We start from the raw sequence: 26,107 nt of genomic DNA, 5'->3' as shown, positions 1-26,107 counted from the left end.
GCCGCGCAGTGCGTGGCCCCCGGGCTCTCCGGCTCTGGCAGGATGGTCTTGATGAAGGTACCGGGGAACAAGTTGCCGGGCCTCCGCGGCAGGAAGGTCGGTGACCTTCCCGGCCTCACGGCAGTGGCGAGAATCGACCGGCGGACGAAGAGGCTAACCAAGCGCCTCCGGCCGGGGGAAATTGCGATTATCGACCATGTTGACGTGGACCGGGTCAGCGCGGAGGCGCTCGTCGCGTGCGGCGCCGCCGCCGTGGTCAACGTCGCGGCGGGGATCAGCGGGCGCTACCCCAACCTCGGTCCGCAGATCCTGGTCGAGGCCGGCATCCCGTTCGTCGACAACGCCACGCCCGAGCTGTTCGAGCGGGTGGCAGACGGCGAACCGGTCCGCGTCTGCGACGGGATCGTCTACCTCGGCGAGGAGATGGTCGGCAAGGGCGACGTCGCGACCGAGGAGACCGTCGAGGCCGCCATGGCCGAGGCACGCGCCGGACTTTCCGTGCAGATCGAGGCTTTCGCCGTCAACACGATGGAGTACGTTCGTGGTGAGGGCAGGCTTCTCATCGACGGAGTCGGCGTGCCGGAGATCCGCACCCCCATCGAGGGCAGGCACGTTCTCATCGTCGTGCGCGGGTACCACTACAAAGAGGACATCGCCACGCTCCGGCCGTACATCCGCGAGTACCGCCCCGTCCTCATCGGCGTCGACGGCGGCGCGGACGCGCTCCTGGAGGCCGGATACCTGCCCGACGTGATCGTCGGCGACTTCGACTCCGTCTCCACCAAGGCCCTCACCTGCGGCGCCGAGCTCATCGTGCACGCCTATCGCGACGGCCGCGCGCCCGGCCTGGAGCGCGTGCACCAGCTCGGCCGCGAGGCCGTCATCTTCCCCGCCACCGGCACCAGCGAGGACATCGCCATGCTCCTGGCCGACGACAAGGGCGCCGAGCTCATCGTCGCCGTCGGCACCCACTGGACGCTGGAGGAGTTCCTCGACAAGGGGCGCTCCGGCATGGCCAGCACCTTCCTCACCCGGCTGCGCATCGGCAGCAAGCTCATCGACGCCAAGGGCGTGAGCAGGCTCTACCGCAGCCGCATCTCCACGCCGCAGCTGCTGCTGCTGGTGAGCACCGCGCTCGTCACGATGGGGGTCGCTCTGTTCAGCTCGCCCATCGGCCAGACCTGGCTCAACGGCCAGCAAGACCTTTGGAACGCCTTCATCTTCTGGCTGGTCGGACTTTTCTCGTGATCGATTTCCGCTATCACCTCGTCTCCATCGTCGCCATCTTTCTCGCGCTGGCGGTCGGCATCGTCATGGGCACCACGCTGCTGCAGAATCCGGCCATCCAGATGGCCAAGGAGACCACGGACGGGCTGATCAAGAGCAACAGCGAGCTGCGCGCCGAGAAGGACGACCTGGCCCGGCGCCAGGCCGGCAACGACTCCTTCGTCAAGGACATGACCCCGGTGCTGGCCCTGGTCGCGGGCGGGCTCAGCGGCCAGCGCGTGCTGCTGGTCGACACGCCCGGCTCCACCGCCGCCCTGCGCGAGGCGCAGCAGCAGGTGCTCGACCAGGCCGGCGCGACCGTCGGCCAGCGGGTGACGATCAGCGACAAGTTCCTGGCCCTCGACAGCGAAGGCGTCCTCGACGGGCTGGCCACCCAGCTCAAGCCCGCCGACCTCACCTACACCGCCGGCGCGAGCGTCTACGACAAGGTCGCCCAGCTCCTGGCCGCGACGCTGACGACCGCCGACCCCACCCAGGCGGGCACCGCCAACGCCGAGACCGCCGCCGTGCTGGCCGCGTTCGAGAAGGGCGGCTTCATCAGCGTCGAGGGCGACGTCGACAAGCGCGCCACGCTCGCGGTGATGTTCGCGCCGGACAAGCCCTTCGAGGGCGAGCGCGCCGAGACGCAGGCGGCCGCGCTCGTCTCCCTCGCCGCCGGCCTCGACGCCGGGAGCAAGGGCGCGCTCATCGCCGGCAGCACGACCGCGGTGGCCCCCGGCGGCGTCATCACCGAACTGCGCGACTCCGGCGACATCCGCCAGCGGGTCTCCAGCATCGACACCCTCGACATGCCCGCCGGCCGCGTCGTCGGCGTCTACGCCCTGCGCGAGCAGATCGCCGGGCGGGCCGGCCAGTACGGCATCGGCACCGGCGTGACCGACTTCCAGCCGCCGCTGCCCAGTCCCACCCCCGTCCCCACCTCGTCAGGGAGCTGAACCATGGCCCGTGCCCTGCTGTGCGCGCTCGCCGGAGCCGCACTCGGCGCCGTCGCCGCCCGCGCCGCCTACTCCGCCTTCACCTCGCGTGTGGCCGAGGCTCCCGAGAAGACGGCCACGCCGTCCGGCGAGGTCGTGGCCACGGGCGGGCTGCGCGCCGCCGCCACCTGGACCCGGAGCAACCACCGCGGCGAGCCGATCACGCTGCTCGAAGGCCCCGCGTTCGTGGCGGGCGCGAGCGCCGCCGCCGCGCTCGCCCCCGGCCTGGACCTCCGCGTACGGCTGGCCGCCCTCCTGGCCGGAGCGGGCAGCGGCGCGCTGGGCGCCTACGACGACCTCTACGGCAGCACCTCCTCCAAGGGCTTCAAGGGCCACCTCAGCGCCCTGGCCAAGGGAGAGGTGACCAGCGGCGCCGTCAAGATCCTCGGTATCGGCGCCACCGGCCTGGCCGCCGCCGCGCTCGTCTCGCGCGGCCCCCTCGACACCCTCGCCAACGGCGCCACCATCGCCGGCGCCGCCAACCTTGCCAACCTCTTCGACCTGCGGCCCGGCCGGGCCATCAAGGTCGCGCTGCTGACCGGCGGCCCGCTGCTGGCCGCCTCACTGCTGCGCGGCTCCCCGTCGGGCGCGGCGCTGGCCGCCGTCCCGCTGGGCGCCGCCGCCGCACTGCTGCCCGACGACCTCGGCGAGCGCGCCATGCTCGGCGACGCCGGGGCCAACGCCCTGGGCGCCCTGCTCGGCCTGGCCGCCGTCACCACGCTCGGCCGCCCGGGACGGCTGGCCGTGCTCGGCACCGTCGCCGTCCTGACCGCCGCCTCGGAGAAGGTCTCCTTCACCAAGGTCATCGCGGGCAACCCGGTGCTCAACCGCATCGACATGCTCGGCCGCCGCCCCGCCCCGTGACCGGACGGCTGGCGCGGGGCGTCGCGGGCGGCGCGGTACTGATCGGCGCGATCACGATCCTCGCGCGCGTCACCGGCTTCGCCAAGCAGTACGTCTTCGCCCAGACCGTCGGCACCGAATGCCTGTCCACCGCCTACTTCACCGCCAACCAGATCCCCAACATCGTCTTCGAGGTGGTGGTCGGGGGAGCGCTGGCCGGCATGGTGGTTCCGGTCCTCGCCGGCGCCGCCGCCCGCGCCCGTCCGTGGGGTGAGCCGCCGCTGGAGGAACCCGACTCCCCGGAGGCCGCCCGCGGCGCCCAGGCCGTGGCGGCCTCGCCCGTCGAGGCCCACGCGTACGTGAGCCGGGTCTCCTCGGCGCTGCTGACCTGGGTGCTGGTCGTGCTGGTCCCGACGGCCGTGGCCGTGGCGGTGCTGGCCGGCCCCATCGCCGGGCTCTTCTACGGCTCCGCGCTCCCGCCGTGCGAGGTCGAGGCCGTGCGGGCCGTCACCGCGGACATGCTGGTCGTCTTCGCCCCCCAGATCCCCCTGTACGGCGTGGCCGTCGTCCTCTACGGCGTCCTTCAGGCGCACAAACGCTTCGCCGGGCCCGCCGTGGCGCCACTGGTGTCCAGCATCGTGGTGATCGCCGCCTACCTGGTGTTCGTCCCGGTCAGCGGCGGCGTGAGCGCGCCGGTCAGTCCGCTCGACGCGGGCGAGACCGTGCTGGCGGCCGGGACCAGCCTGGGCGTGCTCGCGCTCGTGCTCACCGTCGCCGGGCCGGCGTCGCGGCTCGGGCTCCGGTGGCGGCCCACGCTGCGCTTCCCCGAGGGCGTGGCCGCGCAGGTGCGCGGGCTGGCGTTCGCCGGGATCGCCGGGTTGCTGGCCCAGCAGGCGGCCATGGTCGTGGTGCTGTACCTGTCCAACGGGATCGGCGTAGGGGCGATCGCGGTCTACAACTACGCGTGGGCCATCTACCTCGTGCCGTACGCGGTGCTGGCCGTACCCATCGCGACCAGTGCTTTTCCCGGGCTGTCCGCGCGGGCGGAGAGCGGTGACGAGGAGGGTTTCGCGGGCCTGGCCGCGCGCACGACGCGGGCGGTCGTGCTGGTGTCGGGGCTTGCGGCGGGGGCGCTTGCGGCGGTGTCCGGGCCGGGCGCGGAGGTGTTTCTGCTGGGGTCGGAGTCGGCGGTGCCGCACGCGCAGCTCGCGCGGACGATCGCGCTGTTCGCGCCGGGCCTGATCGGGTACGGGCTGATCGCGCACCTGAGCCGGGTGCTGTACGCGGCGGGCAAGGGCCGCGAGGCGGCCACCGGGACCGTGGCCGGGTGGCTGGTGGTGATGGTGGCGCAGGCCGGGTTCGTGCTGGTGCTGCCGGATGAGTGGGAGATCGCCGGGATGGCGCTCGGGATGAGCGCCGGGATGACCGTGGGCGGACTCTGGCTGCTGGTCGCGGTGCTGCGGGCCCGTGGCAGGGCGGCGGTCGCTGGGCTGGTCAGGGCGGCGTTCGCGACGGTGGCCGGAGGGGCGGCGGGGTTCCTGGCGGGCGCGTGGGCGGCGGGGCTGGTCGGGGCCGAGGGGTTCTGGCCGCGGCTCGGGGCCACGGTGCTGGGCGGGGTGGTCGCGATCGTGGCGGGCGCCGCGGTGGCGGCGCTGCTGGACCGCGACGACGCCCGCGCCCTGGCCGGGATGGCCCTGCGGCGCTGACCGGGACCGGAACGGGCATCAGTGGATGGTGGAGAGGAGAAGCGTCGTGCGGGTGGTGTTCGTGCTCGGAACCACGTCAGGCGGGACCGGGCGGCACGTGCTCATGCTGGCCGAAGGCCTGGTACGGCGCGGCCACCAGGTGGTCGTCGCCGGGCCGGCGGCCGTCGGCGAGGCGTTCGGGTTCGGCGCGGCCGGGGCGCGGTTCGTCCCGGTCGCCGTCTCCGACCGGCCGCACCCGGCCCGCGACCTGGCGGCGGTCGCCGCGATCCGCCGCATCACCCGCGAGGCCCGCGTCGTGCACGCGCACGGGCTGCGCGCGGGCGCCCTCGCCGTCCTGGCCGGGCTCGGCCGGGCCCGCCCGCCGCTGGTGGTGACGCTGCACAACGCGCTCACCGCCGGAGGATTCATCGGCGCGGTCCACGGCGTGCTGGAGCGGATCGTGGCACGGGGCGCCGGCACCGTGCTGGTGGTCTCACCGGATCTGGGCGCGCGGATGACCGCGCTCGGCGCCCGCGACGTGCGCCCGGCCGTGGTGCCCGCCCCCGTGCCCAGGCCGCCGTCACGCACCGCCGCGCGGGTGCGCGAGGAGCTCGGCGCCGGGGAGCGGCCCGTGGTGCTGACGGTCGCGCGGCTGGCGCAGCAGAAGGGGCTGGAGTTCCTGCTGGACGTGGCGGCCGGACCCTGGGGCGCGCGGGAGCCGATGTTCGCGATCGCGGGGGAGGGGCCGCTGAAGCGGGAGCTCCAGGAACGTGTGGACAGGGAGAAGCTGCCCGTGCGGCTGCTGGGCAACCGCGACGACGTGCCCGACCTGCTGGCCGCGGCCGACGTCGTGTTCTGGCCGAGCCGCTGGGAGGGAATGCCGCTCAGCCTCAGTGAGGCGCTCATGGCGGGCCGTCCGGTGGTGGCCACCGAGGTGGGTGGCATCCCTGACCTGCTGGGGGGCGCCGGGACGCTGGTGCCGTACGGGGATGCGGGGGTGGCGCGCGCGGCCGTACGGGCGGTTCTGGAGGAGCCCGGCGAGGCGGAACGGCACGCTCGGGCGGCGGCGGAAAGGGGCGCGGCGCTGCCCCGCGACGACGACGCGGTGGACGCTGTCCTGGGCGTCTACAACGCGTGAAGACGCCTGGGAAGATTACGTCGCGACCCCGCGTTCTCCTATACTGCGTTGGTTAGGGGAGGGGAGTATCCCTTCGCGGCAGCCTCGTCATCACGGTGTAGCCCCGCTCCACGGGGCCCCCGGGGCTGCCGGTCGGCCGATCGCGCCGGCGGGAGAGACCTCCGGCTGTCAGTCATGCGTGCCGGAGGTAGGAACAACGTGACCGTACCCGTGTGGGCCTGGATCGCCGTGATCGGCGGGCTCCTCCTGGTCATCGCCATCGATCTGTGGATCGTCGACAGGGGCGAGGCCCGCGAATTCTCCATGCGGCAGGCGACCTACTGGGTCTCCTTCTACATCGCGCTCGCCGTCGCCTTCGGTGTGCTGTTGTGGGTGACCGAGGGGGGCGGCAAGGCCGGTGAGTTCTTCGCCGGCTACATCACCGAGTACAGCCTGAGCGTCGACAACCTGTTCATCTTCTTCATCATCATGAGCCGGTTCGCGGTGCCGAAGCAGTACCAGCACAAGGTGCTGCTGGTCGGCATCCTGATGGCGCTGGTCATGCGCGGCATCTTCATCGCGCTCGGCGCGGCCGCCCTCGAGCGCTTCAGCTGGCTCTTCTACGTCTTCGGCGCCTTCCTCGTCTACACCGCGATCAACATCGTCCGCCAGCACGTCAAGGGCGACGACGAGGACTTCCAGGAGAACGCGGTGCTGCGGTGGGTGCGCAAGGCGTTCCCGACCACGCCCGACTACGTCGGCTCCAAGATCATGGTCAGGATCCACGGCCGCCGCATGGTCACCCCGATGCTCATCGTCATGGTCGCGATCGGCACCACCGACCTGCTGTTCGCGCTCGACTCCATCCCCGCCATCTTCGGGCTCACCAAGGACCCGTTCATCGTCTTCACCGCCAACGCGTTCGCCCTGATGGGCCTGCGTCAGCTCTACTTCCTGCTCGGCGGGCTGCTCCAGCGGCTGGTCTACATCAGTTACGGCCTGGCGTTCATCCTCGGCTTCATCGGGGTTAAGCTGGTTCTGGAGGCTCTGCACGCCAGCGACGTCTCCTGGGCGCCCACCGTGCCCATCCAGCTTTCGCTCGCGGTCATCGGTGCCACGATGGTCGTCACCACCGTCGCCAGCCTGCTCAAGTCCCGCAGCGACGCGCGCAAGGGCGTGAAGAGCGCAAGCCAGAGCGGGGCTAGCTAAAAGGCGTTCTAGGCGCTTTGCTGTGTCTAGTTGCGTCGTGTCATAGTTGCAAGTTCTGTAACATCACGGCAAAGCGCCGGTTCGTTCACCACTCCAAAGGTTGTCCGTGTCAGACGATTCAGCTAAGACCGCCCGCGTGCGCCTGGCGCGCGGGGTGTCCCCGTGGCTCCTCCCGACCGTGGCGGCCGCCGCCGCGACCACGCTGCTCACCCGCAAGGACAAGCGCTGGGCGCTGGCCGCCGTGCCGCTGACCGCACTCACCGGCGGGATGCTCTGGTTCTTCCGCGACCCCGACCGGACGCCCGGTCAGGGCCGCGTCCTGTCGCCCGCCGACGGCGTGGTGCAGAGCATCGACCCGTGGCCGGACGGCCGGACCCGGGTGGCGATCTTCATGAGCCCGCTGAACGTGCACGTCAACCGGGCACCCCTTGCGGGAACCGTCACCTCCGTGCAGCATGTGGCGGGTGGGTTCCTGCCGGCATTCAACAAGGACAGCGACCAGAACGAACGCGTGGTGTGGCATTTCGAGACCGCGCTCGGCGACATCGAGATGGTGCAGATCGCGGGCGCGGTGGCGCGCAGGATCGTGCCGTACCTGAACGCGGGGGCCAAGGTCACCCAGACCGAGCGGATCGGCCTGATCCGGTTCGGCTCGCGCGTGGACATCTACCTTCCCGAAGGCATCACGCCCGCGGTCGCCGTGGGTGAGAAGACGGTTGCGGGGGTGACCCGAATTGACCACGGCTGACGCAGGCGGCTGGCAAGCCGACGACGAGGACCCCCGTGGGCCCGTCGGCAAGGCGTTCCGACTTTCCGCCGCAGACTCCCTGTCGCTGGGCAACGCGCTGTGCGGCTTCCTGGCCGTGTGCGTGCTGGCCACCTCGGCCGTCAGCTCCCTGCAGGCGAACAAGGGCCTGGTGATCCAGCCCGGCTTCTTCGCCACCGCCGTGGTGCTGCTGCTCATCGGCGCCACCTGCGACCTGTTCGACGGCCTGGTGGCGCGGCGCTTCCGCGCCTCGGCCATGGGCGCCGAACTCGACAACCTCGCCGACGTCATCAGCTTCGGCTTCGCGCCCGCCTTCATGGTGGTGATCTGGGGTGGCTTCAACGGCACGGTGCCCATCTGGTGGGTGCTGACCGCCGCCGCCTCCGTGCTCATCGCCGGCGTCGTACGGCTGGCCCGCTTCGCCTGCGTGAAGACCAAGAGCGGCGACTTCATGGGCCTGCCCATCCCCATGGGCTGCATGACCGTCATCTCGATCGTCATGCTGTTCGAGGCGAACATCTGGTCGCTGCTGGCCGTGCTCGGCGTGTCCTGGCTGATGGTCAGCCGCGTGGAGTACCCGAAGCCCAAGGGTCAGCTCGCCGCCGTCGTCCTCGGCTGGATCATGGTCAACGTCGCCTTCCTGACGTTCTGGGTGGCCTTCCCCCAGGGCGGCGACCTGCCGATCAAGATCGGGGCGACCATGCAGATCGCGCTCGTGGCGGCGATCCCGCTGCGGATGCTCTTCTACAAGCGCGAGCAGCGCAAGGAAGCCCACCGCGTCGACAACTGAGCCTCCTCAAGCCGGGCGTCATCGGCTTTGATGGAGGCATGGCGCGCGAACACACTCGCACGTACTTCCTCGGCAAGCTCGCGAGGGAGCTGGAGTTCCGTGGCCTCGATGCCACGCTGCGCGCCGACCCGCCCTCGTTGCGGGTCGGCGACCCCGGTGCCCGGCTGCTGACCGAGACGGTCGACTGCGTTCCGATCGCCGAAGGCTGGTACTACCGCTGGTCCTGGGGCGAGGTGGTGGAGTCGACCACCAACCCCGCCGAGGCCGCCGACCGGATCGCCAGGATCCTCGGGCCGATCAGGTAGCTCATCTCGCGGCCAGGTTCACCATCCCCGGGCCTTCCACTCCGGCAGCGACGGGCGCTCGGCGCCCAGCGTGGTGTCCTTGCCGTGGCCCGGGTAGACCCAGGTCTCGTCCGGCAGCCGGTCGAAGACCCGCTCGACCACGTCGGTGTAGAGCTGGGTGAAGCGCTCGGCGTCGTCCCAGGTGTTGCCGACGCCGCCGGGGAACAGCGAGTCCCCGGTGAACAGATGCTTGATCGTCTCGCCGCCGTCGTAGAGCAGGGCGATCGAACCCGGCGTGTGGCCGCGCAGGTGGATGACCTCCAGCGTGACCTCGCCGACCGTGACGCGGTCGCCGTGCTCGACCAGGCGGGCGGGCTCGACGGGCAGCGCGGGCGCGTCGAGCGGGTGGGCGATCACCTGGGCGCCCGTGACCTTGGCCACCTGCTCCAGCGCCTGCCAGTGGTCGCCGTGCTGGTGAGTGGTGACGATCGTGCTGATCGCCTGCTCGTCGACCAGCGCCAGCAACCGGTCGGCCTCGGCGGCCGCGTCGATGAGCAGGCCGTCGCCGGTCTCGGCGCAGCGCAGCAGATAGGCGTTGTTGTCGAAGGGGCCGACGGCGAGCTTGGCGATGCTCAGCGCGGGCAGCTGCCGCACATCGGCAGGGCCGCCGACCGTGACGTCGCCGGTGTAGGTCATGAGATCTCCTCGGGGCCCGATCACGGATAGTCGTCGGGGGGCGCCGCCGGAAGGCCGGGCGGGGCCGGCTGGCTCAGCCAGGGCGGCGGCTCAGGAACGGCGTGCCCCTCGCGCACCACCCTAATCCCCTCGCCACGCGAGCGACCCGTCAGCCAGGCGAGCACGTCCACCGGCCCGCCCGCCACCGCGGGCAGCCCTCCGCCGGGTGCCGCCGAGGTCGCGCCAGATGTCCGGGGGCTCGCCCAGGAGGGTGATCTCGCCGACCGTGCTCCTCCCGTACGGCCAGCTCGCCAGGCAGTCGTGCAGCTCGCGCCGGACGAACGTGGCCGGCCAGTCGGCGGGGCCGTAGCCGGCGCCCAGGTCGGCGTGGTGGAACTCCAGCTCCCTGATCCGCCTGACCAGCACGTACCAGGCGGGGTGCCAGGGCGGGCGCGGCGCGCGGACCAGGCCGCTCCACGCCTGCGCGGGCTGCTCGCGGATGGCGCGGGCGAGCCGTACCGCGCCGTCTTCCAGGTCGGCGAGATGTTCGGCCGGGGTACGGCAGGCGCCGTCCTCGATGCCGGCGGCCCGGGCGGCGAGCGAGGGGTATTGGGGCGTCTCGACCCCGGTCCTGGCCCAGGCGAGCAGGTTGAGCAGGCCGTCGGCGTTGCGGGCGAGGTGGGCCAGGACGTGGCCGCGGGTCCAGCCGGGCAGGTTCGAGGGGGCGGACAGTCCGGCGGGCGACAGGCCGGCCGCGGTGGCGAGGAGACGGTTGGTGGCCGCCGTGATCTCGGAGTGGAGCGCGGGGATGACCGTCATGGCGGCCATTCCAGCAGGACTGTGGCCCCTTCACCAGCGGCGGCCGCCGTACGCGGGCATAAAGGCGCAGGTCGCGCGGTTGACCTCCAAAGAGCGCCTGCCCTCGCGGCGGGAGGCCGTAGTCTGAGTGGGACGGATTTTCGGGGGTCGGGGAGCGGGCCGCCGAAATTGTCGGTGCCCCCATCTACTATCCCCGTGGACCTATCCGTTTATCGACTTCCGGGATCGCCGTGGCTGACCGCCTGATCGTGCGTGGAGCACGTGAGCACAACCTCAAGGACGTCTCGCTGGACCTGCCGCGAGACTCGCTGATCGTCTTCACCGGCCTGTCCGGATCGGGCAAGTCCAGCCTGGCCTTCGACACGATCTTCGCTGAGGGCCAGCGGCGCTACGTCGAGTCCCTGTCGGCCTACGCCCGCCAGTTCCTCGGCCAGATGGACAAGCCCGACGTCGACTTCATCGAGGGCCTGTCGCCCGCGGTGTCCATCGACCAGAAGGCCACCAGCAAGAACCCCCGCTCGACCGTCGGCACGATCACCGAGGTCTACGACTACCTGCGCCTGCTGTGGGCGCGCATCGGCAAGCCCCACTGCCCGGTCTGCGCGCGCCCGATCGCCCGGCAGATGCCGCAGCAGATCGTCGACCGCGTGATGGACCTGGAGGAGGGCACCCGCTTCCAGGTGCTCGCGCCGGTCATCAGGGGCCGCAAGGGCGAGTACGCCGAGCTCTTCCGCGAGCTGCAGACCAAGGGCTTCGCCCGTGCCCGCGTCGACGGCACCGTGATCAGGCTGGAAGAGCCGCCGACGCTGAAGAAGTACGAGAAGCACGACATCGAGGTCATCGTCGACCGGCTGTCGGTCAAGGAGTCGGCGCGCCGGCGGCTGACCGACTCGGTCGAGACCGCGCTGCAGCTGTCCGGTGGCACGATCACGCTGGAGTTCGTCGACCTGCCCGAGGGCGACCCCGGCCGCGAGCGCTTCTACTCCGAGCACCTCTACTGCCCCTACGACGACCTGTCGTTCGAGGAGCTGGAGCCGCGCTCGTTCTCCTTCAACTCGCCCTTCGGCGCCTGCCCCGAGTGCACGGGCCTGGGCACCAAGATGGAGGTCGACCCCGACCTGGTCGTGCCCGACCCGGAGAAGACGCTGCGCGACGGCGCCCTGCACCCGTGGTCGGGCGGCCACACCAGCGAGTACTTCATCCGCCTGACCGAGGCGCTCGGCCACACCATGGGCTTCACCCTCGACACGGCCTGGGAGAAGCTGCCGAAGAAGGCGCAGAAGTCGCTGCTGTTCGGCCACGAGGAGCAGGTCCACGTCCGCTACAGCAACCGCTACGGCCGCCAGCGCTCCTACTACACCACCTACGAGGGCGTCATCTCGTGGGTGCAGCGCCGCCACGCCGAGGCCGAGAGCGACGCCACGCGCGAGCGCTTCGAAGGCTACATGCGGGAGATCCCGTGCCCGGCCTGCGACGGCAAGCGCCTCAAGCCGGTCACGCTGGCCGTCACGGTCGCCGACATGTCGATCGCCGACGTGGCGAGCATGTCCATCGGCGAGTGCGCGAAGTTCCTGGCGGGGCTGAAGCTGTCCGACCGCGACATGCACATCGCCGAGCGGGTGGTCAAGGAGATCAACGCCCGGATGGGCTTCCTGCTCGACGTCGGCCTCGACTACCTGTCCATGGACCGCGCCGCCGCCACCCTGGCCGGCGGCGAGGCGCAGCGCATCCGCCTGGCCACGCAGATCGGCTCCGGCCTGGTCGGCGTGCTGTACGTCCTGGACGAGCCGTCCATCGGCCTGCACCAGCGCGACAACATGCGCCTGCTCGACACCCTCATCAGGCTGCGCGACATGGGCAACACGCTCATCGTCGTCGAGCACGACGAGGACACGATCGCCGCCGCCGACTGGGTGGTCGACATCGGTCCCGGCGCGGGCGAGCACGGCGGGCAGGTGGTCGTCTCCGGCACCGTCCAGGACCTGCTGTCCAGCGAGGAGTCGATGACCGGCGCCTACCTGTCCGGCCGCAGGTCCATCGCCGTTCCCGCCAAGCGCCGCAAGCGCGACAAGAAGCGCCAGATCACCGTGAAGGGCGCCCGCGAGCACAACCTCAAGGGCGTCGACATCGACTTCCCGCTCGGCGTGTTCACCGCGGTCACCGGCGTCTCGGGCTCGGGCAAGTCGACGCTGGTCAACGACATCCTCTACAACGCCCTGGCCAAGGAGCTCAACGGCGCCCGCACGGTGCCGGGCCGCCATGCCCGGATCAACGGCATGGACCAGGTCGACAAGGTCGTCCACGTCGACCAGTCGCCGATCGGGCGTACCCCTCGCTCCAACCCGGCCACCTACACCGGGGTCTTCGACCACGTCCGCAAGCTGTTCGCGGCCACGACCGAGGCCAAGGTACGCGGCTACCAGCCGGGCCGCTTCAGCTTCAACGTCAAGGGCGGGCGCTGCGAGGCGTGCGCGGGAGACGGCACCATCAAGATCGAGATGAACTTCCTGCCGGACGTCTACGTCCCGTGCGAGGTCTGCCACGGTGCCCGCTACAACCGCGAGACCCTGGAAGTCCACTACAAGGGCAAGACCATCTCCGAGGTGCTGGACATGCCGATCGAGGAGGCCCTCGGGTTCTTCGACGCGATCCCGGCGATCAAGCGCCACCTGCAGACGCTCAACGACGTCGGCCTCGGCTACGTACGGCTCGGCCAGCCCGCCACCACGCTGTCGGGCGGCGAGGCCCAGCGGGTCAAGCTCGCCTCCGAGCTGCAGCGCCGCCAGACCGGGCGGACGATCTACGTCCTCGACGAGCCGACCACCGGTCTGCACTTCGAGGACATCCGGCGCCTGCTCGGCGTCCTCGGACGGCTGGTCGACGGCGGCAACACGGTGATCGTCATCGAGCACAACCTCGACGTCATCAAGACCGCCGACTGGGTGATCGACATGGGCCCGGAGGGCGGGTCCAGGGGCGGCACGCTGGTGGCGGCGGGGACACCGGACGAGGTCGCGGCCGTGGAGGAGAGCCACACCGGGCGCTTCCTGCGCAAGATCCTGTCCGTCTGAGACGAGAGACCTCCCCTGTGCGGCCGGCGCGAGCCGCACAGGGGCTTTCCACCGGTCAGGCGCGTGCGGGACGGCGGCGGCGCCTGGCGGCCGGGCGATCCAGCCACCACTCGGCGAACAGGAGCGGCAGCACCCATCCCACCCAGGTGCTCAGACCGGCGACCGTCTGGCCGATCTGCTCCGGCGTGCTGCCCAGCGACTCCAGGGGCACGAACATCACGATCAGCGCGCCCCAGAGCCGGTTCGTGATGATGGACATGGTCAGGGCGAAGCTGCGGATCATCCAGCGCCGGTGGTCGGTGAAGCGCCGCTGCCTGGCCATGCGCCAGCCGGCCAGCGTGCACCCCAGCCACAGCAGCGCCAGCAGCACGTTGCTCGCCCGCGCCACGTGCCCGAACGGCGTCGCGGCGCCCACCACCAGGCCCAGCAGCCCGGCGGGCAGCACTCCGGCCAGCACGTACACGCGGCCCGTGTAGCGGTGCACCGTCGGATAGCGGCCCCTGAACCACGGCCAGATCTGCAGGCAGCACGTGATCATGGCGATCGACCCGAAGATGACGTGCAGGGCCAGCAAGGGGAAGTGCGGCGGGAAGAAGTCAGGCGCCGGCACCCTGGAGCCGCCCTCGTCGAACGTCGCGTACGGCGGCAGGGAGAAGGCGAGGAACACCACCGCCACCACCGCGAGCGGGGCGATCCAGGGCCGCCGCCACCAGCGCACGCGCTGCGGGGCCGGTGGTTGTGGCGGGCTCAAGGTGTCGGTCACGACAGCTCCTTAGGGGGTCGCTGGGGTTGAGATCCGGTGCCCGGAGACCGGACGCTGGACATGACGCGGTGTGCGCGTTCAGAGTCCGGCGGAGCGCTGACCGTCCGCCTACCACCCGCTGACGGGACCGCCCTGGGCGGCCAATAGATTGGTGCGACGGGTAACGACCTGGCCTGTTGGGGGTCACGGGCGACGCGGAAGGGTCGGGAAATGACAAGTTCTGAGCGTGATGTCGTCATGCCGGAATTCGGCCGCCGGACGGTGCTGGGCGCGGCGGGCGTGGCCGCGTGCGGCGTGGCGCTGGCCGGATGCGGCGGCGAGCCCGAGGGCGCGGCGCCCGGCATCAAGGGCAAGGAGATCGCCAAGGCGGCCGACGTCCCCGTGGGCGGCGGCAAGGTGATCTCCAAGTGGAAGATCGTCGTGACCCAGCCGACGGCCGGCGTCTACAAGGCGTTCAGCGCCGCGTGCACGCACAAGGGCTGCGCGGTCGCCTCGCCGAAGGAAGGCGTCATGACCTGCCCGTGCCACGGCAGCGAGTTCGACGCCAACGACGGCAAGTGCCTCAAGGGGCCGGCCACGGCGCCGCTGGCCGCCTACCAGGTCAAGCTTCAGGGCGACGGGATCATCATCGTCTGAACCGGTAATTGTGCGTGGTTCCCAGGATCGGCACGCCTCAGGCTGAACCGGTGCCGGTGCGCCGGCCGTACCTGAAGTGAGCAAACGACCTGGGAGGACCGGATATGGCGGAGACGACACGCAGGGCCGTGGTGCTGGGCGCCGGCGCGGCGGTGCTGACCGCGTGCGCGGGATACGGACAGCCAGCCGGGGAGGACGCGGCCGCACCCAGTTCGGAGGCGCCGAGCTACGGAGCCACGGAACCGAAGAAGAGCAAGAAGCCGGCCGCCGGCGGCAAGGCGCTGACAGCCACCGCCGACATTCCCGAGGGCGGCGGCAAGGTCTTCGAGAGCGAGAAGATCGTGGTCACGCAGCCGACCGCCGGGGAGTTCAGGGCGTTCAGCGCGACGTGCACGCACGCGGGCTGTACGGTCGCCGACGTCGCGGACGGCACGATCAACTGTCCCTGCCACGGCAGCAAGTACGACATCTCCGACGGTTCGGTGACCGGCGGCCCGGCGCCGAAGCCGTTGCCCAAGAAGAAGATCACGGTGGACGGAGACCAGATCAAGCTCGCCTGACGCGGGCTGATTCATGCAATTCTCACGCGGGTGCGGTTGTCTGTCCCGCATGGGAGATGACCTTCAGAGCCGTAGAACGATGATCGCCGGCGTCGGCGCGGGCGGGCTGACGCTCGCGCTGGCGGCCTGCGGCGGTGGCTCCGCCGAGACCTCGGCGGAGGCTTCCGGCGCCCCGGCGACCTCGGGTTCCGCCGCGCCGCAGGCGCCCGCGGGCGGGCTGGGCAGCACGGCCGACGTGCCGGTCGGCGGTGGGAAGATCTTCGCGTCCGAGAAGATCGTGGTGACGCAGCCGAAGGCCGGTGAGTTCAAAGCCTTCAGCGCGTCCTGTACGCATAGCGGGTGCACCGTCGGCTCCGTCTCCGACGGGACGATCAACTGCCCGTGCCACGGCAGCAAGTTCGCCATCGCGGACGGGGCGGTGGTCAAGGGACCGGCCGATAAGCCGTTGCCGGCCAAGGACGTCACGGTCGAGGGCGACCAGATCAAGCTCGCCTGAGAGCGCCGGAGCGGCCCGTCGCGCATCGTGTACGGCGGGCCGCTCCGTCCTCCCGGGTCCCGGGCCGCATGAGGTTGTCGGTCGGGCGGGCTAGGCTTCTATCCGTGCCCAGCCCACTCAGTTTCCGCCCCCGATCCGGCTCCATCCCCGACTCCCCAGGGGTCTACCGGTTCCGGGACGCGCACCGCCGCGTGATCTACGTGGGCAAGGCCAAGAGCCTGCGCCAGCGGCTCAACTCCTACTTCGCGGACTTCGCCGGGCTGCACCCGCGTACCCAGACGATGCTCACCACCGCCGCCGACGTCGACTGGACGGTCGTCAGCACCGAGGTGGAGGCGCTGCAGCTCGAATACTCCTGGATCAAGGAGTTCGACCCGCGCTTCAATGTCAAGTACCGCGACGACAAGTCCTACCCCTACCTCGCGGTCACCATGGGCGACGACTTCCCGCGCGTACAGGTGATGCGGGGCGCCAAGCGGAAGGGCACCCGCTACTTCGGCCCCTACTCCCACGCCTGGGCCATCCGCGAGACCGTCGACCTGCTGCTGCGCGTCTTCCCCGTGCGTACCTGCTCGGCCGGGGTGTTCAAGCGGGCGGGCCAGATCGGCCGTCCCTGCCTGCTCGGCTACATCGACAAGTGCTCGGCGCCGTGCGTCGGCCGGGTCACCCCCGACCAGCACCGCGAGCTGGCCGAGGACTTCTGCGACTTCATGGCGGGCAACACCACCCGCTGGATCAAGCGCCTCGAACAGGACATGCGCCAGGCCGCCGCCGAGCAGGAGTACGAGCGGGCCGCGCGCCTGCGCGACGACATCCAGGCGCTGCAGCGGGCGCTGGAGAAGCAGGCCGTCGTGCTCGGCGACGCCACCGACGCCGACGTGATCGCGCTGGCCGAGGATCCGCTCGAAGCGGCCGTCCAGGTCTTCTACGTGCGTGGCGGGCGCATCCGCGGGCAGCGGGGATGGGTGGTCGACAAGGTCGAGGAGACGACGCCGGGCGAGCTGGTCGAGCACTTCCTGCTGCAGATCTACTCCGAGGGCGACATCCCCCGCGAGGTGCTGGTCCCCGAGCTGCCGCCGGAGCCGGAGGCGGTCGCCGAGCTGCTGTGCGAGCAGCGCGGCGCCCGGGTCGAGCTGCGCGTGCCGCAGCGCGGCGACAAGAAGTCGCTGATGGAGACCGTCGAGCGCAACGCCAAGGAGTCGCTGGCCCAGCACAAGATCCGCCGCGCCAGTGACCTGACCACCCGCAGCAAGGCGCTGCAGGAGATCGCCGACGCGCTCGACCTCGACCAGGCGCCGCTGCGCATCGAGTGCTACGACGTCTCCCACCTGCAGGGCGAGAACGTCGTGGCCTCCATGGTCGTCTTCGAGGACGGCCTGGCCAGGAAGAGCGAGTATCGCCGGTTCGCGGTGAAGACCAAGGAAGGCGACGTCGCCTCGATCTACGAGGTGATCAAGCGGCGCTTCCGCCGCTACCTCGAAGAGCGCTCCAACACCGGCGAGCTGACGCCGGAGGCGGGTGAGGACGAGGAGGGCGCCGAGGGCGTCGCCTCCGGCCCGATCGACCCGGAGACCGGCCGGCCGCGCAAGTTCGCCTACCCGCCCAACCTCGTCGTGGTCGACGGCGCCGGCCCCCAGGCCGCGGCGGCGCAGCGGGCACTCGACGAGCTCGGCGTGGACGACGTGGCCGTGTGCGGCCTGGCCAAACGGCTGGAGGAGGTCTGGCTGCCGACCGACGACCAGCCGGTCATCATGCCGCGCTCGAGCGAGGGCCTCTACCTGCTGCAGCGAGTGCGTGACGAGGCACACCGCTTCGCCATCACCTACCATCGAGCCAAGAGGTCCAAGTCCGTGAAGGAGAGCGCGCTCGACGCGGTGCCCGGCCTTGGCCCGGCGCGCAAGCAGGCGCTGCTCAAGAGGTTCGGCTCGGTCAAGAAGCTCAAGGAAGCCACGGTGGCCGAGATCCGCGAGGTCCCCGGCATCGGCGAGGCGACCGCGGAGATGATCGTGTCGAGGCTGAAGGGGGAAGGACAGTGAGCACCACCGAGCCGGCGTTCGTGATCGTCACCGGCATGTCGGGGGCGGGGCGCAGCACAGCGGCCAAGGCACTGGAAGACCTGGGCTGGTTCGTGATCGACAACCTGCCGCCCGGGTTGCTGTTCGCCATGGCGGAGGAGGCCGGCAAGGTCAAGCTCGCCGCCGACAAGGTGGCGGCCGTCGTCGACGTGCGCAGCCTGGCCTTCACCACCGACCTCAACGCCGCCATCGAGGAGCTGGAAGGCCGCGGCGTCCGCGTCCGGGTGGTGTTCCTGGAGGCCAGCGACGAGGAGCTCGTCCGCCGCTTCGAGAACGTCCGCCGCCCCCACCCGCTGCAGGGCGAGGGCCGCCTGGTCGACGGCATCGCCCGCGAACGCGGCATCCTGCGCGAGGTGCGGGCCAACGCCGACCTGGTCATCGACACCTCCGCGCACAACGTGCACGAGCTGCGCAACAAGATCGTCGCCTACTTCGGCGGGGAGGACCGGCCCGGCCTGCGGGTCAACGTGCTCTCCTTCGGCTTCAAGTACGGCCTGCCCGTCGACGCCGACCTCGTGGTCGACTGCCGCTTCCTGCCCAACCCGCACTGGGTGCCGGACCTGCGCCCCATGAACGGGCTCGACGTCCCGGTACGCGACTACGTGCTCAGCCAGCCGGGTGCCAAGGAGTTCCTCGACGCGTACGAGGAGGTGCTGGGGGTCGTCGCCGCCGGCTACGCGCGTGAGGGCAAGAGCTACGCGACGCTGGCGGTGGGCTGCACGGGCGGCAAGCACCGCAGCGTGGCCATGGCCGAGCAGATCGCCGCCCGGCTGCGCGACCGCGGGATGGAGATCCAGGTGAGCCACCGGGATGTGGGCCGCGAGTGACTGATGAACTTCCGGGCGCGGCAGACGCTTCCATGGCGGCTTCCGGCGCCCGTTCGGCGTATCCGCCTGCCGGTTCCGGGGGCCAGGGTTCCGCAGCTGTTTCCGAGGTGCTCGGGGTGTTGCTGGGGGACGGGGCGGCGGTGCCGTACCGGATGGAGGGGCAGATATCCGTGCCGGCGGAGAGCGGCGGGACGGGCGGCGGGCCGCGGCGGGACGGGCCGCGGGTGGTGGCGCTGGGCGGCGGGCACGGGCTCTACGCGTCGCTGTCGGCGCTGCGCGGTGTGACCGGCGAGCTGACCGCGGTGGTGACGGTGGCCGACGACGGCGGGTCCAGCGGGCGGCTGCGGCGTGAGCTCGGCGTGCTGCCGCCGGGCGACCTGCGGATGGCGCTGGCGGCGCTGTGCGGCGACGACGAGTGGGGCGGCACGTGGAGCGAGGTCGTGCAGCACCGCTTCCGCTCCGAGGGTGACCTGCACGGGCACGCGGTCGGGAACCTGCTGATCGTGGCGTTGTGGGAGCTGCTGGGCGATCCGGTGGCCGGGCTCGACTGGGTGGGCAGGCTGCTCAAGGCGCACGGCCGGGTGCTGCCGATGGCGTCGGTGCCGCTGGACATCGTGGCCCAGGTGGAGCTCGACGGGAACATCTCGATCGTGCGCGGGCAGGTCGCCTGCGCGCTGACGCCGGGTCGGGTTCAGGCCGTCTCGCTGGTGCCCGAGGACCCTCCGGCGCGGCCCGAGGCGATCGCGGCGGTGCGGGAGGCCGACTGGGTGGTGTTCGGGCCCGGGTCGTGGTTCACCAGCGTGCTGCCGCATCTGATGGTGCCGGAACTGGCCAGGGCGCTGCACGAGACGCGGGCGCGCCGCCTGGTCACGCTCAACCTGGCGCCCCAGCCGGGGGAGACGGACGACTTCTCGCCGCAGCAGCACCTGGAGGTGCTCCGGCAGCACGCGCCCGATCTTTCGGTAGATGTCGTACTCGCCGATACCGGGGTGGTCGACGACCGCGACGCCCTGGAGAAGGCGGTGGCGGCGCTCGGCGGCCGGCTCGTGATGGCCGACGTCGCGACCTCCGACGGTTCACCCAGGCACGACCCACGCCGACTTGCCTCCGTCCTGGACGAGATTTTCCTCCAGAAGCGCTGATCAAGGCCACCTATCGGGGGCGGCGGCCCGAAAGGTGCGAGAGACTGCTGTGAGGCCGGTCTGAATGGGGGAGGACTAACGCTTATGGCGATGACAGGTGTGGTCAAGGACGAACTGAGCCGACTGCCGGTGCTGAAGCCGTGCTGCCGCAAGGCGGAGGTCTCGACGCTGCTGCGGTTCGCCAGCGGCCTGCACCTGGTGGGAGGGCGGATCGTGATCGAGGCCGAGCTCGACACCAACGCCACCGCCCGTCGGCTGATCAAGGACATCGGTGAGGTGTTCGGGCACAAGGCGGAAGTACTGGTGCTCGCGCCGGCCGGATTGCGCAAGGGCTCGCGCTACGTCGTGCGCGTCTACCGCGACGGCGAGGCGCTGGCCCGCCAGACCGGGCTGATCGACAACCACGGCCGGCCGGTGCGCGGCCTGCCGCGTCAGGTGGTGGCGGGGGCCGCCTGCGACGCGGAGGCGGCCTGGCGTGGGGCGTTCCTGGCGCACGGGTCGCTGACCGAGCCGGGGCGTTCGATGTCCCTGGAGGTCACCTGCCCGGGGCCGGAGGCGGCGCTGGCCCTGGTCGGCTCGGCGCGCCGGCTCAAGATCCACGCGAAGGCCCGCGAGGTGCGCGGCGTCGACCGCGTCGTGGTCCGCGACGGCGACGCGATCAGCGCGCTGCTGACCCGCCTCGGGGCGCACGACAGCGTGCTGGCCTGGGAGGAACGCCGCATGCGCCGCGAGGTGCGGGCGACCGCCAACCGGCTGGCCAACTTCGACGACGCCAACCTGCGCCGCTCGGCCCGCGCGGCGGTGGCGGCGGGGGCGCGGGTGCAGCGGGCGCTGGAGATACTGGGCGACGACGCGCCCGACCACCTGGTGATCGCGGGGCGGCTGCGGGTGGAGCACAAGCAGGCCTCCCTCGAAGAACTCGGCCAGATCGCCGACCCGCCGCTGACCAAGGACGCGATCGCGGGCCGTATCCGCCGCCTGCTGGCCATGGCCGACAAACGCGCCTCCGACCTGGGCATCCCCAGCACCGAGGCCAACCTCACCTCCGACATGCTCGCCCCCTGACTTCTCCTTCTCTCTCTTTTCTGTCTGTTGCTGTTTCGGGCCTTGTATCCGTTACGGCTCCCGCCCCACCACCGCGCACGGTCCGACGTGCGCGGGCCTCTGTCCTGGCCGGTCGTGAGGGCCCACGGGGTCGCTCGCCGTGACGAGCGTCCTGTGGGCCGGGCTCCGTGGCCGCCTTGCCAGGTGACGACCCCGAGCGACCCCAAGCGGTTGCCTGTCGTGCCGTGGCGTCGGTCACCCTGTCACGTCGGGATTATGGCTGCCGGCTCTGGTGGGTTGCGGTGAAGGGGGCGGCGGTGGGGCGGGGCGGCTGGACGGGGTCGAAGGCGCCGCGCTTCTCGGGTGGCTGGACCGGCTCGAATGCCCCGCGTTGCTCCGGCGGCTGGACGGGGTCCAGCGAGCTGTCGTGGTCCGGGGCGCCGGGGGTGTTCGTGGTGGCCGGGGTGGTTCTGCGTATTCGGCGGACCTTGAAGGTGACCAGGGCGAAGGCGATCAGGGCCGGGATCGTGGTGAGCGTCCAGTAGGGCCAGGAGCGCTGGATGGGGTCCGCGTAGGCCGTGGCCGCCTGCTGGAAGCCGCCGAGGATGGCGTCCAGGGTGATCACGTGCTGTGCGGCCGGGGTGGTGGAGAGCGCGTAGGCCGTGGGTGCGGAGCCGATGATCAGGGCCAGGGTCATGGCGGCGCCCGCGTACAGGAGGGCCAGGAACGGGACCAGGAGGCTGCGCGGGCGGCCGATGCGCAGGGTGAGGCCCACCACGAGGCCGGGCAGCAGGGCCTGGGCGGTGCTCCAGGGCAGGCCGTCCGCGGTCTGGGTGATGGCCGCGGGCAGGCGGTCGCCGAAGAGCCTGGCGCAGGCGAGGGCCGTGGCGCTGACGGCCATGGCGAGGAAGCCGAGGATCAGGGCACGCATCAGGACTCTCCCGGCTCGCGAGGCGGGGCGAACATGTCAGGGACGGGACGGCGCACGGGCGGCTGGAGCGGCTCGAACGCGCCACGCTCCTCGGCGGCGCTCCGCTCCTCCGAGGCTCCCCTGCGGCGCTCCCCGGCCCCGTGGTGCTCGCCGGCCCCGTGGCGCTCCCCGACCCTGTGGCCCTCGTCGGCTCTGTGGCGCTCCCCGCCCCGGTGGCCCTCCTCGGCCCTGGGGTCCTCCTCGATCGTCTGTGTGGCGTCCCGCTCGCTCGCGGGCCTGCGGAACGCCTCGTGGTCCGCCGAGGCTCGTCCGGCGCCGGACCGCTCGGCGGCCGCGGGGCTCTCGGCAGGCTGGGCGGGCCAGGGGTCCTGCGCGGGTGTGGCGGGCTGGTCGGGGGTGGGTGATGGGGCTGCGAGGGCGGCGGCCTCCGCCCGGTCCCGGCGGCGCAGGCGCAGGACGCGGAGCAAGGTGAGGAGGAACGCCGGGGTCGCGGCGATCGCCACGCCCGTCCAGAAGATCGGGGAGGTGCGAAAGAGCTCGGGCAGTTCCGAGACGATGCGCAGGGCCTGGTCGTCCAGGGATGACGACGGGAAGCCGGCCCTGACGTAGTTCCCCAGTTCGGAGCCCATCGAGCCGATCGTGCGGGCGCCGAAGGCGAACAGGGCGGCCAGCACGGGCACGAGCAGGCCGCGGGGGCGGGTGAGCCACAGCGCCAGCCAGATGATCACGGCGATGACCAGGCCGAGGACGGTGTGGGCCAGCAGGCGCTGGTCGCCTGTGAACCACCTCACGTTGTACGGCAGCAGGACGAAGCCGTAGGAGCCCGCGCTGTACGCGACCCCGGCGACCAGCATGGCGACGAACCCGGCAAACAGCCCTCGTACCAGGCCGGATCGTGGTTGTGACATCTCAGCCCCCAGAGAATGCCGCGAATTTACTCCGACGAGTCGGGCACTTTACTTCAATGCCGCAAATTGCGCTCCCTGATCTGTCATACGCAGGGCGGGGGTTGCAGTGGTCTAAACCAATTTAGGTCCGATAGGGTTCGTGATTGAGGTTTCAGCCCGCCATCACGTTCGAGGAGATCGGTTCCCGTGAGCATCCGCGTAGGCGTCAACGGCTTCGGCCGCATCGGTCGTAACTTCTGGCGCGCGGTCGCCGCCAGCGGCAAGGACATCGAGATCGTGGCCGTCAACGACCTGACGGACAACGCGACGCTCGCCCACCTGCTGAAGTACGACAGCATCCTGGGCCGCCTGCCGTACGAGGTGAAGGCCACTGCCGACGAGATCGTCGTCGACGGGAAGACCATCAAGGCCTTCGCCGAGCGCGACCCGGCCAAGCTGCCCTGGGGCGACCTGGGCGTGGACGTCGTGGTCGAGTCGACCGGCTTCTTCACCGACGCCAACAAGGCCAAGGTGCACGCCGAGAACGGCGCGAAGAAGGTCATCATCTCCGCCCCGGCGAAGAACGAGGACGTGACCGTCGTCATGGGTGTCAACCACGACACCTACGACCCGGCCAGCCACACGGTCATCTCCAACGCCTCCTGCACGACCAACTGCCTGGCCCCGCTGGCGAAGGTGCTCAACGACTCCTTCGGCATCGAGAAGGGCCTGATGACCACCATTCACGCCTACACGCAGGACCAGAACCTGCAGGACGGCCCGCACGGCGACCTGCGCCGCGCCCGCGCCGCCGCGCTCAACGTGGTGCCCACCTCGACCGGCGCCGCCAAGGCGATCGGCCTGGTGCTGCCCGAGCTGAAGGGCAAGCTCGACGGCTTCGCGATGCGCGTGCCGATCCCCACGGGCTCGGCCACCGACCTCACCGTCGAGGTCCGCCGCGACGTCACCGTCGACGAGGTCAAGGCCGCCTACAAGGCCGCCGCCGAGGGCCCGCTCAAGGGCTACCTGACCTACACCGAGGACGAGATCGTCTCCAGCGACATCGTCACCGACCCGGCCTCCTGCATCTTCGACGCCGGGCTCACCAAGGTGATCGGCAACCAGGTCAAGGTCATCGGCTGGTACGACAACGAGTGGGGCTACTCCAACCGCCTGGCCGACCTCATCGAGCTGGTGGGCAAGGACCTGTGACCTTCGCAGACACCGACGTCAGGGGCCGGCGCGTGCTGGTGCGCGCCGACCTCAACGTGCCGCTGGACGGCGAGACGATCACCGACGACGGGCGCATCCGCGCCTCGGTGCCGACGATCAAGGCCCTGGCCGAGCAGGGCGCCAAGGTCGTCGTCTGCGCCCACCTGGGCCGGCCCAAGGGCGAGCCCAACCAGAAGTACTCGCTGAAGCCCGTCGCCGCCCGCCTGGGCGAGCTGCTGGGCCGCGAGGTCGCCTTCTCCGGGAAGGTCGTGGACGGCGAGCTCGTCGACGGCCTCAAGGACGGCGAGGTGGCACTGCTGGAGAACCTGCGGTTCGAGCCGGGCGAGGAGTCCAAGGACGACGCCGCCCGCGGCGCCTTCGCGCGGAAGCTGGCCGGCCTGGCCGACCTCTACGTCGGCGACGGGTTCGGCGCCGTGCACCGCAAGCACGCCAGCGTCTACGACGTGCCGGAACTGCTGCCGCACGTCATGGGCGGGCTGGTGGCCGCCGAGGTCGAGGTCCTGAAGCGGCTCACCGAGAACCCCGAGCGCCCCTACGTCGTCATCCTGGGCGGCGCCAAGGTCTCCGACAAGCTCGGCGTCATCGCCAACCTGCTCACCAAGGTCGACCGGCTGCTGATCGGCGGCGGCATGGCGTACACCTTCCTGAAGGCCCAGGGCTACGAGGTCGGCCAGTCGCTCCTGCAGGAGGACCAACTCGACCAGGTGCGCGGTTTCCTCTCCGAGGCGATCAAGCGCGGCGTGGAGCTGGTGCTCCCGGTGGACGTCCTGGCGGCCACGCACTTCGCCGAGGACGCGCCGTACGAGGTCGTGGCGGCCACCGAGATCCCGGCCGACCGCCAGGGGCTCGACATCGGCCCGAAGACCCGCGAGCTGTTCGCGACCAAGCTCGCCGACGCGCGCACCGTCTTCTGGAACGGCCCGATGGGCGTCTTCGAGTTCGAGGAGTACGCCGGGGGAACACGGGCGGTGGCCGAGGCGTTGATCCGCTCGCAGGCCTTCACGGTCGTGGGCGGCGGCGACTCCGCCGCGGCCGTACGCAGGCTGGGCCTGCCCGAGGACGGCTTCTCCCACATCTCGACCGGTGGTGGCGCTAGCCTCGAGTACCTCGAAGGAAAGACCCTTCCCGGGCTGGAGGCCCTTCAGTGAGAAAGCCGCTCATCGCCGGCAACTGGAAGATGAACCTCAACCACCTCGAGGCCATCGCTCTGGTGCAGAAGCTCGCCTTCTCCCTGAACGACAAGGACTTCGACAAGGTGGAGGTGGCCGTGCTGCCGCCGTTCACCGACATGCGCAGCGTGCAGACGCTCGTCGACGGCGACAAGCTGCGCATCGTGTACGGCGCGCAGGACATCAGCCAGTACGACGGCGGCGCCTACACCGGCGAGGTGTCCGGCGCCATGCTCGCCAAGCTGGGCTGCACGTTCGTCACCGTCGGCCACTCCGAGCGGCGCGAGTACCACAACGAGGACGACGATCTGGTCAACGCCAAGGTGCGGGCCGCCTACCGGCACTCGATCACGCCGATCCTGTGCGTGGGCGAGGGCCTGCCGGTACGGCAGGCGGGCGGCCAGGTGGCGTATTCCGTGTCACAACTCGATGCCGCTCTGCGCAAAGTCACGCCGGAGCAGGCAAAATCGATAGTGGTGGCCTACGAACCGGTCTGGGCGATCGGCACCGGCGAGGTGGCCACCCCACAGGACGCGCAGGAGGTCTGCGGGGCGTTGCGAAAGCGACTCGCTGAGCTCTACGACGCCGAAGTGGCCGCCGCGGTCCGTATCCTGTACGGAGGATCGGTGAAGTCAGGCAACATCGCCGGGATCATGGCTCAGCCCGATGTCGACGGCGCGCTCGTGGGCGGTGCCAGCATCGACGCCGGGGAGTACGTCAAGATCTGCCGATTCGGCGAATTGTCCGGCTAACTGGGTCGTTCAGGGGGTGCGACTTGACACCAGGTCGTACCCTCTAGAAGCAAGTTTGAATCGTCACGCGTA

At 71.0% G+C, this 26,107-nt stretch carries 25 protein-coding genes; 20 read left to right on the top strand and 5 right to left on the bottom strand.

What is annotated here, in order from left to right:
• The first annotated feature begins 51 nt into the window (after positions 1 to 51).
• From steA to ACFWYW_RS46260, 9 genes are all read left to right on the top strand, one after another.
• Positions 52 to 1,248, top strand: coding sequence for a putative cytokinetic ring protein SteA (gene steA / locus ACFWYW_RS46300; RefSeq protein WP_379617585.1), 1,197 nt, complete (start codon positions 52 to 54; stop codon positions 1,246 to 1,248).
• Complete coding sequence (locus ACFWYW_RS46295; protein WP_379617587.1) at positions 1,245 to 2,222, top strand: copper transporter; 978 nt, start codon at positions 1,245 to 1,247, stop codon at positions 2,220 to 2,222. The genes steA and ACFWYW_RS46295 overlap by 4 nt, the downstream gene beginning before the upstream one ends.
• Positions 2,223 to 2,225: 3 nt before the next feature.
• Positions 2,226 to 3,125: a hypothetical protein gene (locus ACFWYW_RS46290; protein WP_379617589.1), complete on the top strand. Its 900-nt coding sequence runs from the start codon at positions 2,226 to 2,228 to the stop codon at positions 3,123 to 3,125.
• The gene (murJ, locus tag ACFWYW_RS46285) at positions 3,122 to 4,810 is read left to right on the top strand and encodes a murein biosynthesis integral membrane protein MurJ (protein WP_379617591.1); all 1,689 of its coding nucleotides are present in this window, start codon (positions 3,122 to 3,124) and stop codon (positions 4,808 to 4,810) included. The genes ACFWYW_RS46290 and murJ overlap by 4 nt, the downstream gene beginning before the upstream one ends.
• 46 nt (positions 4,811 to 4,856) lie before the next feature.
• Complete coding sequence (locus tag ACFWYW_RS46280) at positions 4,857 to 5,927, top strand: glycosyltransferase (protein WP_379617593.1); 1,071 nt, start codon at positions 4,857 to 4,859, stop codon at positions 5,925 to 5,927.
• 198 nt (positions 5,928 to 6,125) lie between these two features.
• On the top strand, positions 6,126 to 7,115 hold the full coding sequence (locus tag ACFWYW_RS46275; RefSeq protein ID WP_379617595.1) for a TerC family protein: 990 nt from the start codon (positions 6,126 to 6,128) through the stop codon (positions 7,113 to 7,115).
• A gap of 106 nt (positions 7,116 to 7,221) precedes the next feature.
• Complete coding sequence (locus ACFWYW_RS46270; RefSeq protein WP_379617597.1) at positions 7,222 to 7,863, top strand: phosphatidylserine decarboxylase; 642 nt, start codon at positions 7,222 to 7,224, stop codon at positions 7,861 to 7,863.
• On the top strand, positions 7,850 to 8,671 hold the full coding sequence (gene pssA, locus ACFWYW_RS46265; protein ID WP_379617599.1) for a CDP-diacylglycerol--serine O-phosphatidyltransferase: 822 nt from the start codon (positions 7,850 to 7,852) through the stop codon (positions 8,669 to 8,671). The genes ACFWYW_RS46270 and pssA overlap by 14 nt, the downstream gene beginning before the upstream one ends.
• A gap of 38 nt (positions 8,672 to 8,709) precedes the next feature.
• Positions 8,710 to 8,976: a hypothetical protein gene (locus ACFWYW_RS46260; protein ID WP_379617601.1), complete on the top strand. Its 267-nt coding sequence runs from the start codon at positions 8,710 to 8,712 to the stop codon at positions 8,974 to 8,976.
• 18 nt (positions 8,977 to 8,994) lie between these two features.
• Here the strand turns inward: ACFWYW_RS46260 and ACFWYW_RS46255 are convergent, their stop codons facing one another.
• Both ACFWYW_RS46255 and ACFWYW_RS46250 read right to left on the bottom strand, forming a co-directional pair.
• Entirely contained in the window at positions 8,995 to 9,651 is a 657-nt protein-coding gene (locus ACFWYW_RS46255; RefSeq protein ID WP_379617603.1) for an MBL fold metallo-hydrolase, read from the bottom strand.
• Between the two features lie 120 nt (positions 9,652 to 9,771).
• The gene (locus ACFWYW_RS46250) at positions 9,772 to 10,449 is read right to left on the bottom strand and encodes a maleylpyruvate isomerase N-terminal domain-containing protein (protein ID WP_379617605.1); all 678 of its coding nucleotides are present in this window, start codon (positions 10,447 to 10,449) and stop codon (positions 9,772 to 9,774) included.
• A 230-nt stretch (positions 10,450 to 10,679) separates the two neighbouring features.
• Between ACFWYW_RS46250 and uvrA the strand changes: the two genes are divergently transcribed.
• Entirely contained in the window at positions 10,680 to 13,520 is a 2,841-nt protein-coding gene (uvrA, locus tag ACFWYW_RS46245; protein WP_379617607.1) for an excinuclease ABC subunit UvrA, read from the top strand.
• 55 nt (positions 13,521 to 13,575) lie between these two features.
• Here uvrA and ACFWYW_RS46240 read toward each other — a convergent pair whose 3' ends face one another.
• A complete protein-coding gene (locus tag ACFWYW_RS46240) occupies positions 13,576 to 14,283 on the bottom strand; it encodes a DUF2306 domain-containing protein (protein WP_379617609.1) in 708 nt (235 codons plus the stop codon).
• A 210-nt stretch (positions 14,284 to 14,493) separates the two neighbouring features.
• Here ACFWYW_RS46240 and ACFWYW_RS46235 point away from each other — a divergent pair, with 210 nt between their 5' ends.
• The 7 genes from ACFWYW_RS46235 to whiA all read left to right on the top strand — a co-directional run bounded on the left by ACFWYW_RS46235 (position 14,494) and on the right by whiA (position 21,084).
• A complete protein-coding gene (locus tag ACFWYW_RS46235; RefSeq protein ID WP_379617611.1) occupies positions 14,494 to 14,919 on the top strand; it encodes a Rieske (2Fe-2S) protein in 426 nt (141 codons plus the stop codon).
• Between the two features lie 104 nt (positions 14,920 to 15,023).
• Positions 15,024 to 15,479, top strand: a complete 456-nt coding sequence (locus ACFWYW_RS46230; RefSeq protein ID WP_184974084.1) for a Rieske (2Fe-2S) protein — start codon at positions 15,024 to 15,026, stop codon at positions 15,477 to 15,479.
• 49 nt (positions 15,480 to 15,528) lie between these two features.
• Positions 15,529 to 15,975: a Rieske (2Fe-2S) protein gene (locus tag ACFWYW_RS46225; protein WP_379617613.1), complete on the top strand. Its 447-nt coding sequence runs from the start codon at positions 15,529 to 15,531 to the stop codon at positions 15,973 to 15,975.
• Positions 15,976 to 16,043: 68 nt separating this feature from the next.
• On the top strand, positions 16,044 to 18,011 hold the full coding sequence (gene uvrC / locus ACFWYW_RS46220) for an excinuclease ABC subunit UvrC (RefSeq protein WP_379617615.1): 1,968 nt from the start codon (positions 16,044 to 16,046) through the stop codon (positions 18,009 to 18,011).
• Positions 18,008 to 18,877: an RNase adapter RapZ gene (gene rapZ, locus ACFWYW_RS46215; RefSeq protein ID WP_379617617.1), complete on the top strand. Its 870-nt coding sequence runs from the start codon at positions 18,008 to 18,010 to the stop codon at positions 18,875 to 18,877. The genes uvrC and rapZ overlap by 4 nt, the downstream gene beginning before the upstream one ends.
• 224 nt (positions 18,878 to 19,101) lie before the next feature.
• A complete protein-coding gene (gene yvcK / locus ACFWYW_RS46210) occupies positions 19,102 to 20,019 on the top strand; it encodes a uridine diphosphate-N-acetylglucosamine-binding protein YvcK (RefSeq protein ID WP_379617784.1) in 918 nt (305 codons plus the stop codon).
• 84 nt (positions 20,020 to 20,103) lie between these two features.
• Positions 20,104 to 21,084: a DNA-binding protein WhiA gene (gene whiA, locus ACFWYW_RS46205; protein WP_379617619.1), complete on the top strand. Its 981-nt coding sequence runs from the start codon at positions 20,104 to 20,106 to the stop codon at positions 21,082 to 21,084.
• Between the two features lie 253 nt (positions 21,085 to 21,337).
• Here whiA and ACFWYW_RS46200 read toward each other — a convergent pair whose 3' ends face one another.
• The gene (locus ACFWYW_RS46200) at positions 21,338 to 21,994 is read right to left on the bottom strand and encodes a hypothetical protein (protein ID WP_379617621.1); all 657 of its coding nucleotides are present in this window, start codon (positions 21,992 to 21,994) and stop codon (positions 21,338 to 21,340) included.
• Positions 21,994 to 22,902 carry a hypothetical protein gene (locus ACFWYW_RS46195; protein ID WP_379617623.1) on the bottom strand — a complete coding sequence of 303 codons (909 nt, stop codon included), beginning with the start codon at positions 22,900 to 22,902 and terminating at the stop codon, positions 21,994 to 21,996. Before ACFWYW_RS46195 ends, ACFWYW_RS46200 begins: the two co-directional genes overlap by 1 nt.
• Before the next feature lie 186 nt (positions 22,903 to 23,088).
• On the opposite strand from ACFWYW_RS46195, the gene gap reads away from it, so the two are divergent.
• The 3 genes from gap to tpiA are packed head-to-tail and all read left to right on the top strand — an operon-like array spanning position 23,089 to position 26,035.
• Positions 23,089 to 24,093, top strand: a complete 1,005-nt coding sequence (gap, locus tag ACFWYW_RS46190; RefSeq protein WP_379617625.1) for a type I glyceraldehyde-3-phosphate dehydrogenase — start codon at positions 23,089 to 23,091, stop codon at positions 24,091 to 24,093.
• Positions 24,090 to 25,262, top strand: coding sequence for a phosphoglycerate kinase (locus ACFWYW_RS46185; protein WP_379617627.1), 1,173 nt, complete (start codon positions 24,090 to 24,092; stop codon positions 25,260 to 25,262). Before gap ends, ACFWYW_RS46185 begins: the two co-directional genes overlap by 4 nt.
• Positions 25,259 to 26,035, top strand: a complete 777-nt coding sequence (gene tpiA / locus ACFWYW_RS46180; protein ID WP_379617629.1) for a triose-phosphate isomerase — start codon at positions 25,259 to 25,261, stop codon at positions 26,033 to 26,035. Before ACFWYW_RS46185 ends, tpiA begins: the two co-directional genes overlap by 4 nt.
• The last annotated feature ends 72 nt before the right edge of the window (positions 26,036 to 26,107 follow it).

Origin of the sequence: Nonomuraea sp. NPDC059023 (assembly GCF_042740095.1) — a bacterium.
GTDB lineage: Bacteria > Actinomycetota > Actinomycetes > Streptosporangiales > Streptosporangiaceae > Nonomuraea.
The sequence above is the reverse complement of the archived record's forward strand: the minus strand, read 5'-3'. Positions and strand labels throughout refer to the sequence as shown.

Coding starts and splice junctions, on each gene's coding strand:
- steA (WP_379617585.1), top strand. CDS start 52: ATGAAGGTACCGGGGAACAAGTTGCCGGGCCTCCGCGGCAGGAAGGTC.
- ACFWYW_RS46290 (WP_379617589.1), top strand. CDS start 2,226: ATGGCCCGTGCCCTGCTGTGCGCGCTCGCCGGAGCCGCACTCGGCGCC.
- ACFWYW_RS46260 (WP_379617601.1), top strand. CDS start 8,710: ATGGCGCGCGAACACACTCGCACGTACTTCCTCGGCAAGCTCGCGAGG.
- ACFWYW_RS46255 (WP_379617603.1), bottom strand. CDS start 9,651: ATGACCTACACCGGCGACGTCACGGTCGGCGGCCCTGCCGATGTGCGG.
- ACFWYW_RS46250 (WP_379617605.1), bottom strand. CDS start 10,449: ATGACGGTCATCCCCGCGCTCCACTCCGAGATCACGGCGGCCACCAAC.
- ACFWYW_RS46235 (WP_379617611.1), top strand. CDS start 14,494: ATGACAAGTTCTGAGCGTGATGTCGTCATGCCGGAATTCGGCCGCCGG.
- ACFWYW_RS46230 (WP_184974084.1), top strand. CDS start 15,024: ATGGCGGAGACGACACGCAGGGCCGTGGTGCTGGGCGCCGGCGCGGCG.
- ACFWYW_RS46225 (WP_379617613.1), top strand. CDS start 15,529: ATGGGAGATGACCTTCAGAGCCGTAGAACGATGATCGCCGGCGTCGGC.
- uvrC (WP_379617615.1), top strand. CDS start 16,044: ATGAGGTTGTCGGTCGGGCGGGCTAGGCTTCTATCCGTGCCCAGCCCA.
- whiA (WP_379617619.1), top strand. CDS start 20,104: ATGGCGATGACAGGTGTGGTCAAGGACGAACTGAGCCGACTGCCGGTG.
- ACFWYW_RS46200 (WP_379617621.1), bottom strand. CDS start 21,994: ATGCGTGCCCTGATCCTCGGCTTCCTCGCCATGGCCGTCAGCGCCACG.
- ACFWYW_RS46195 (WP_379617623.1), bottom strand. CDS start 22,902: ATGTCACAACCACGATCCGGCCTGGTACGAGGGCTGTTTGCCGGGTTC.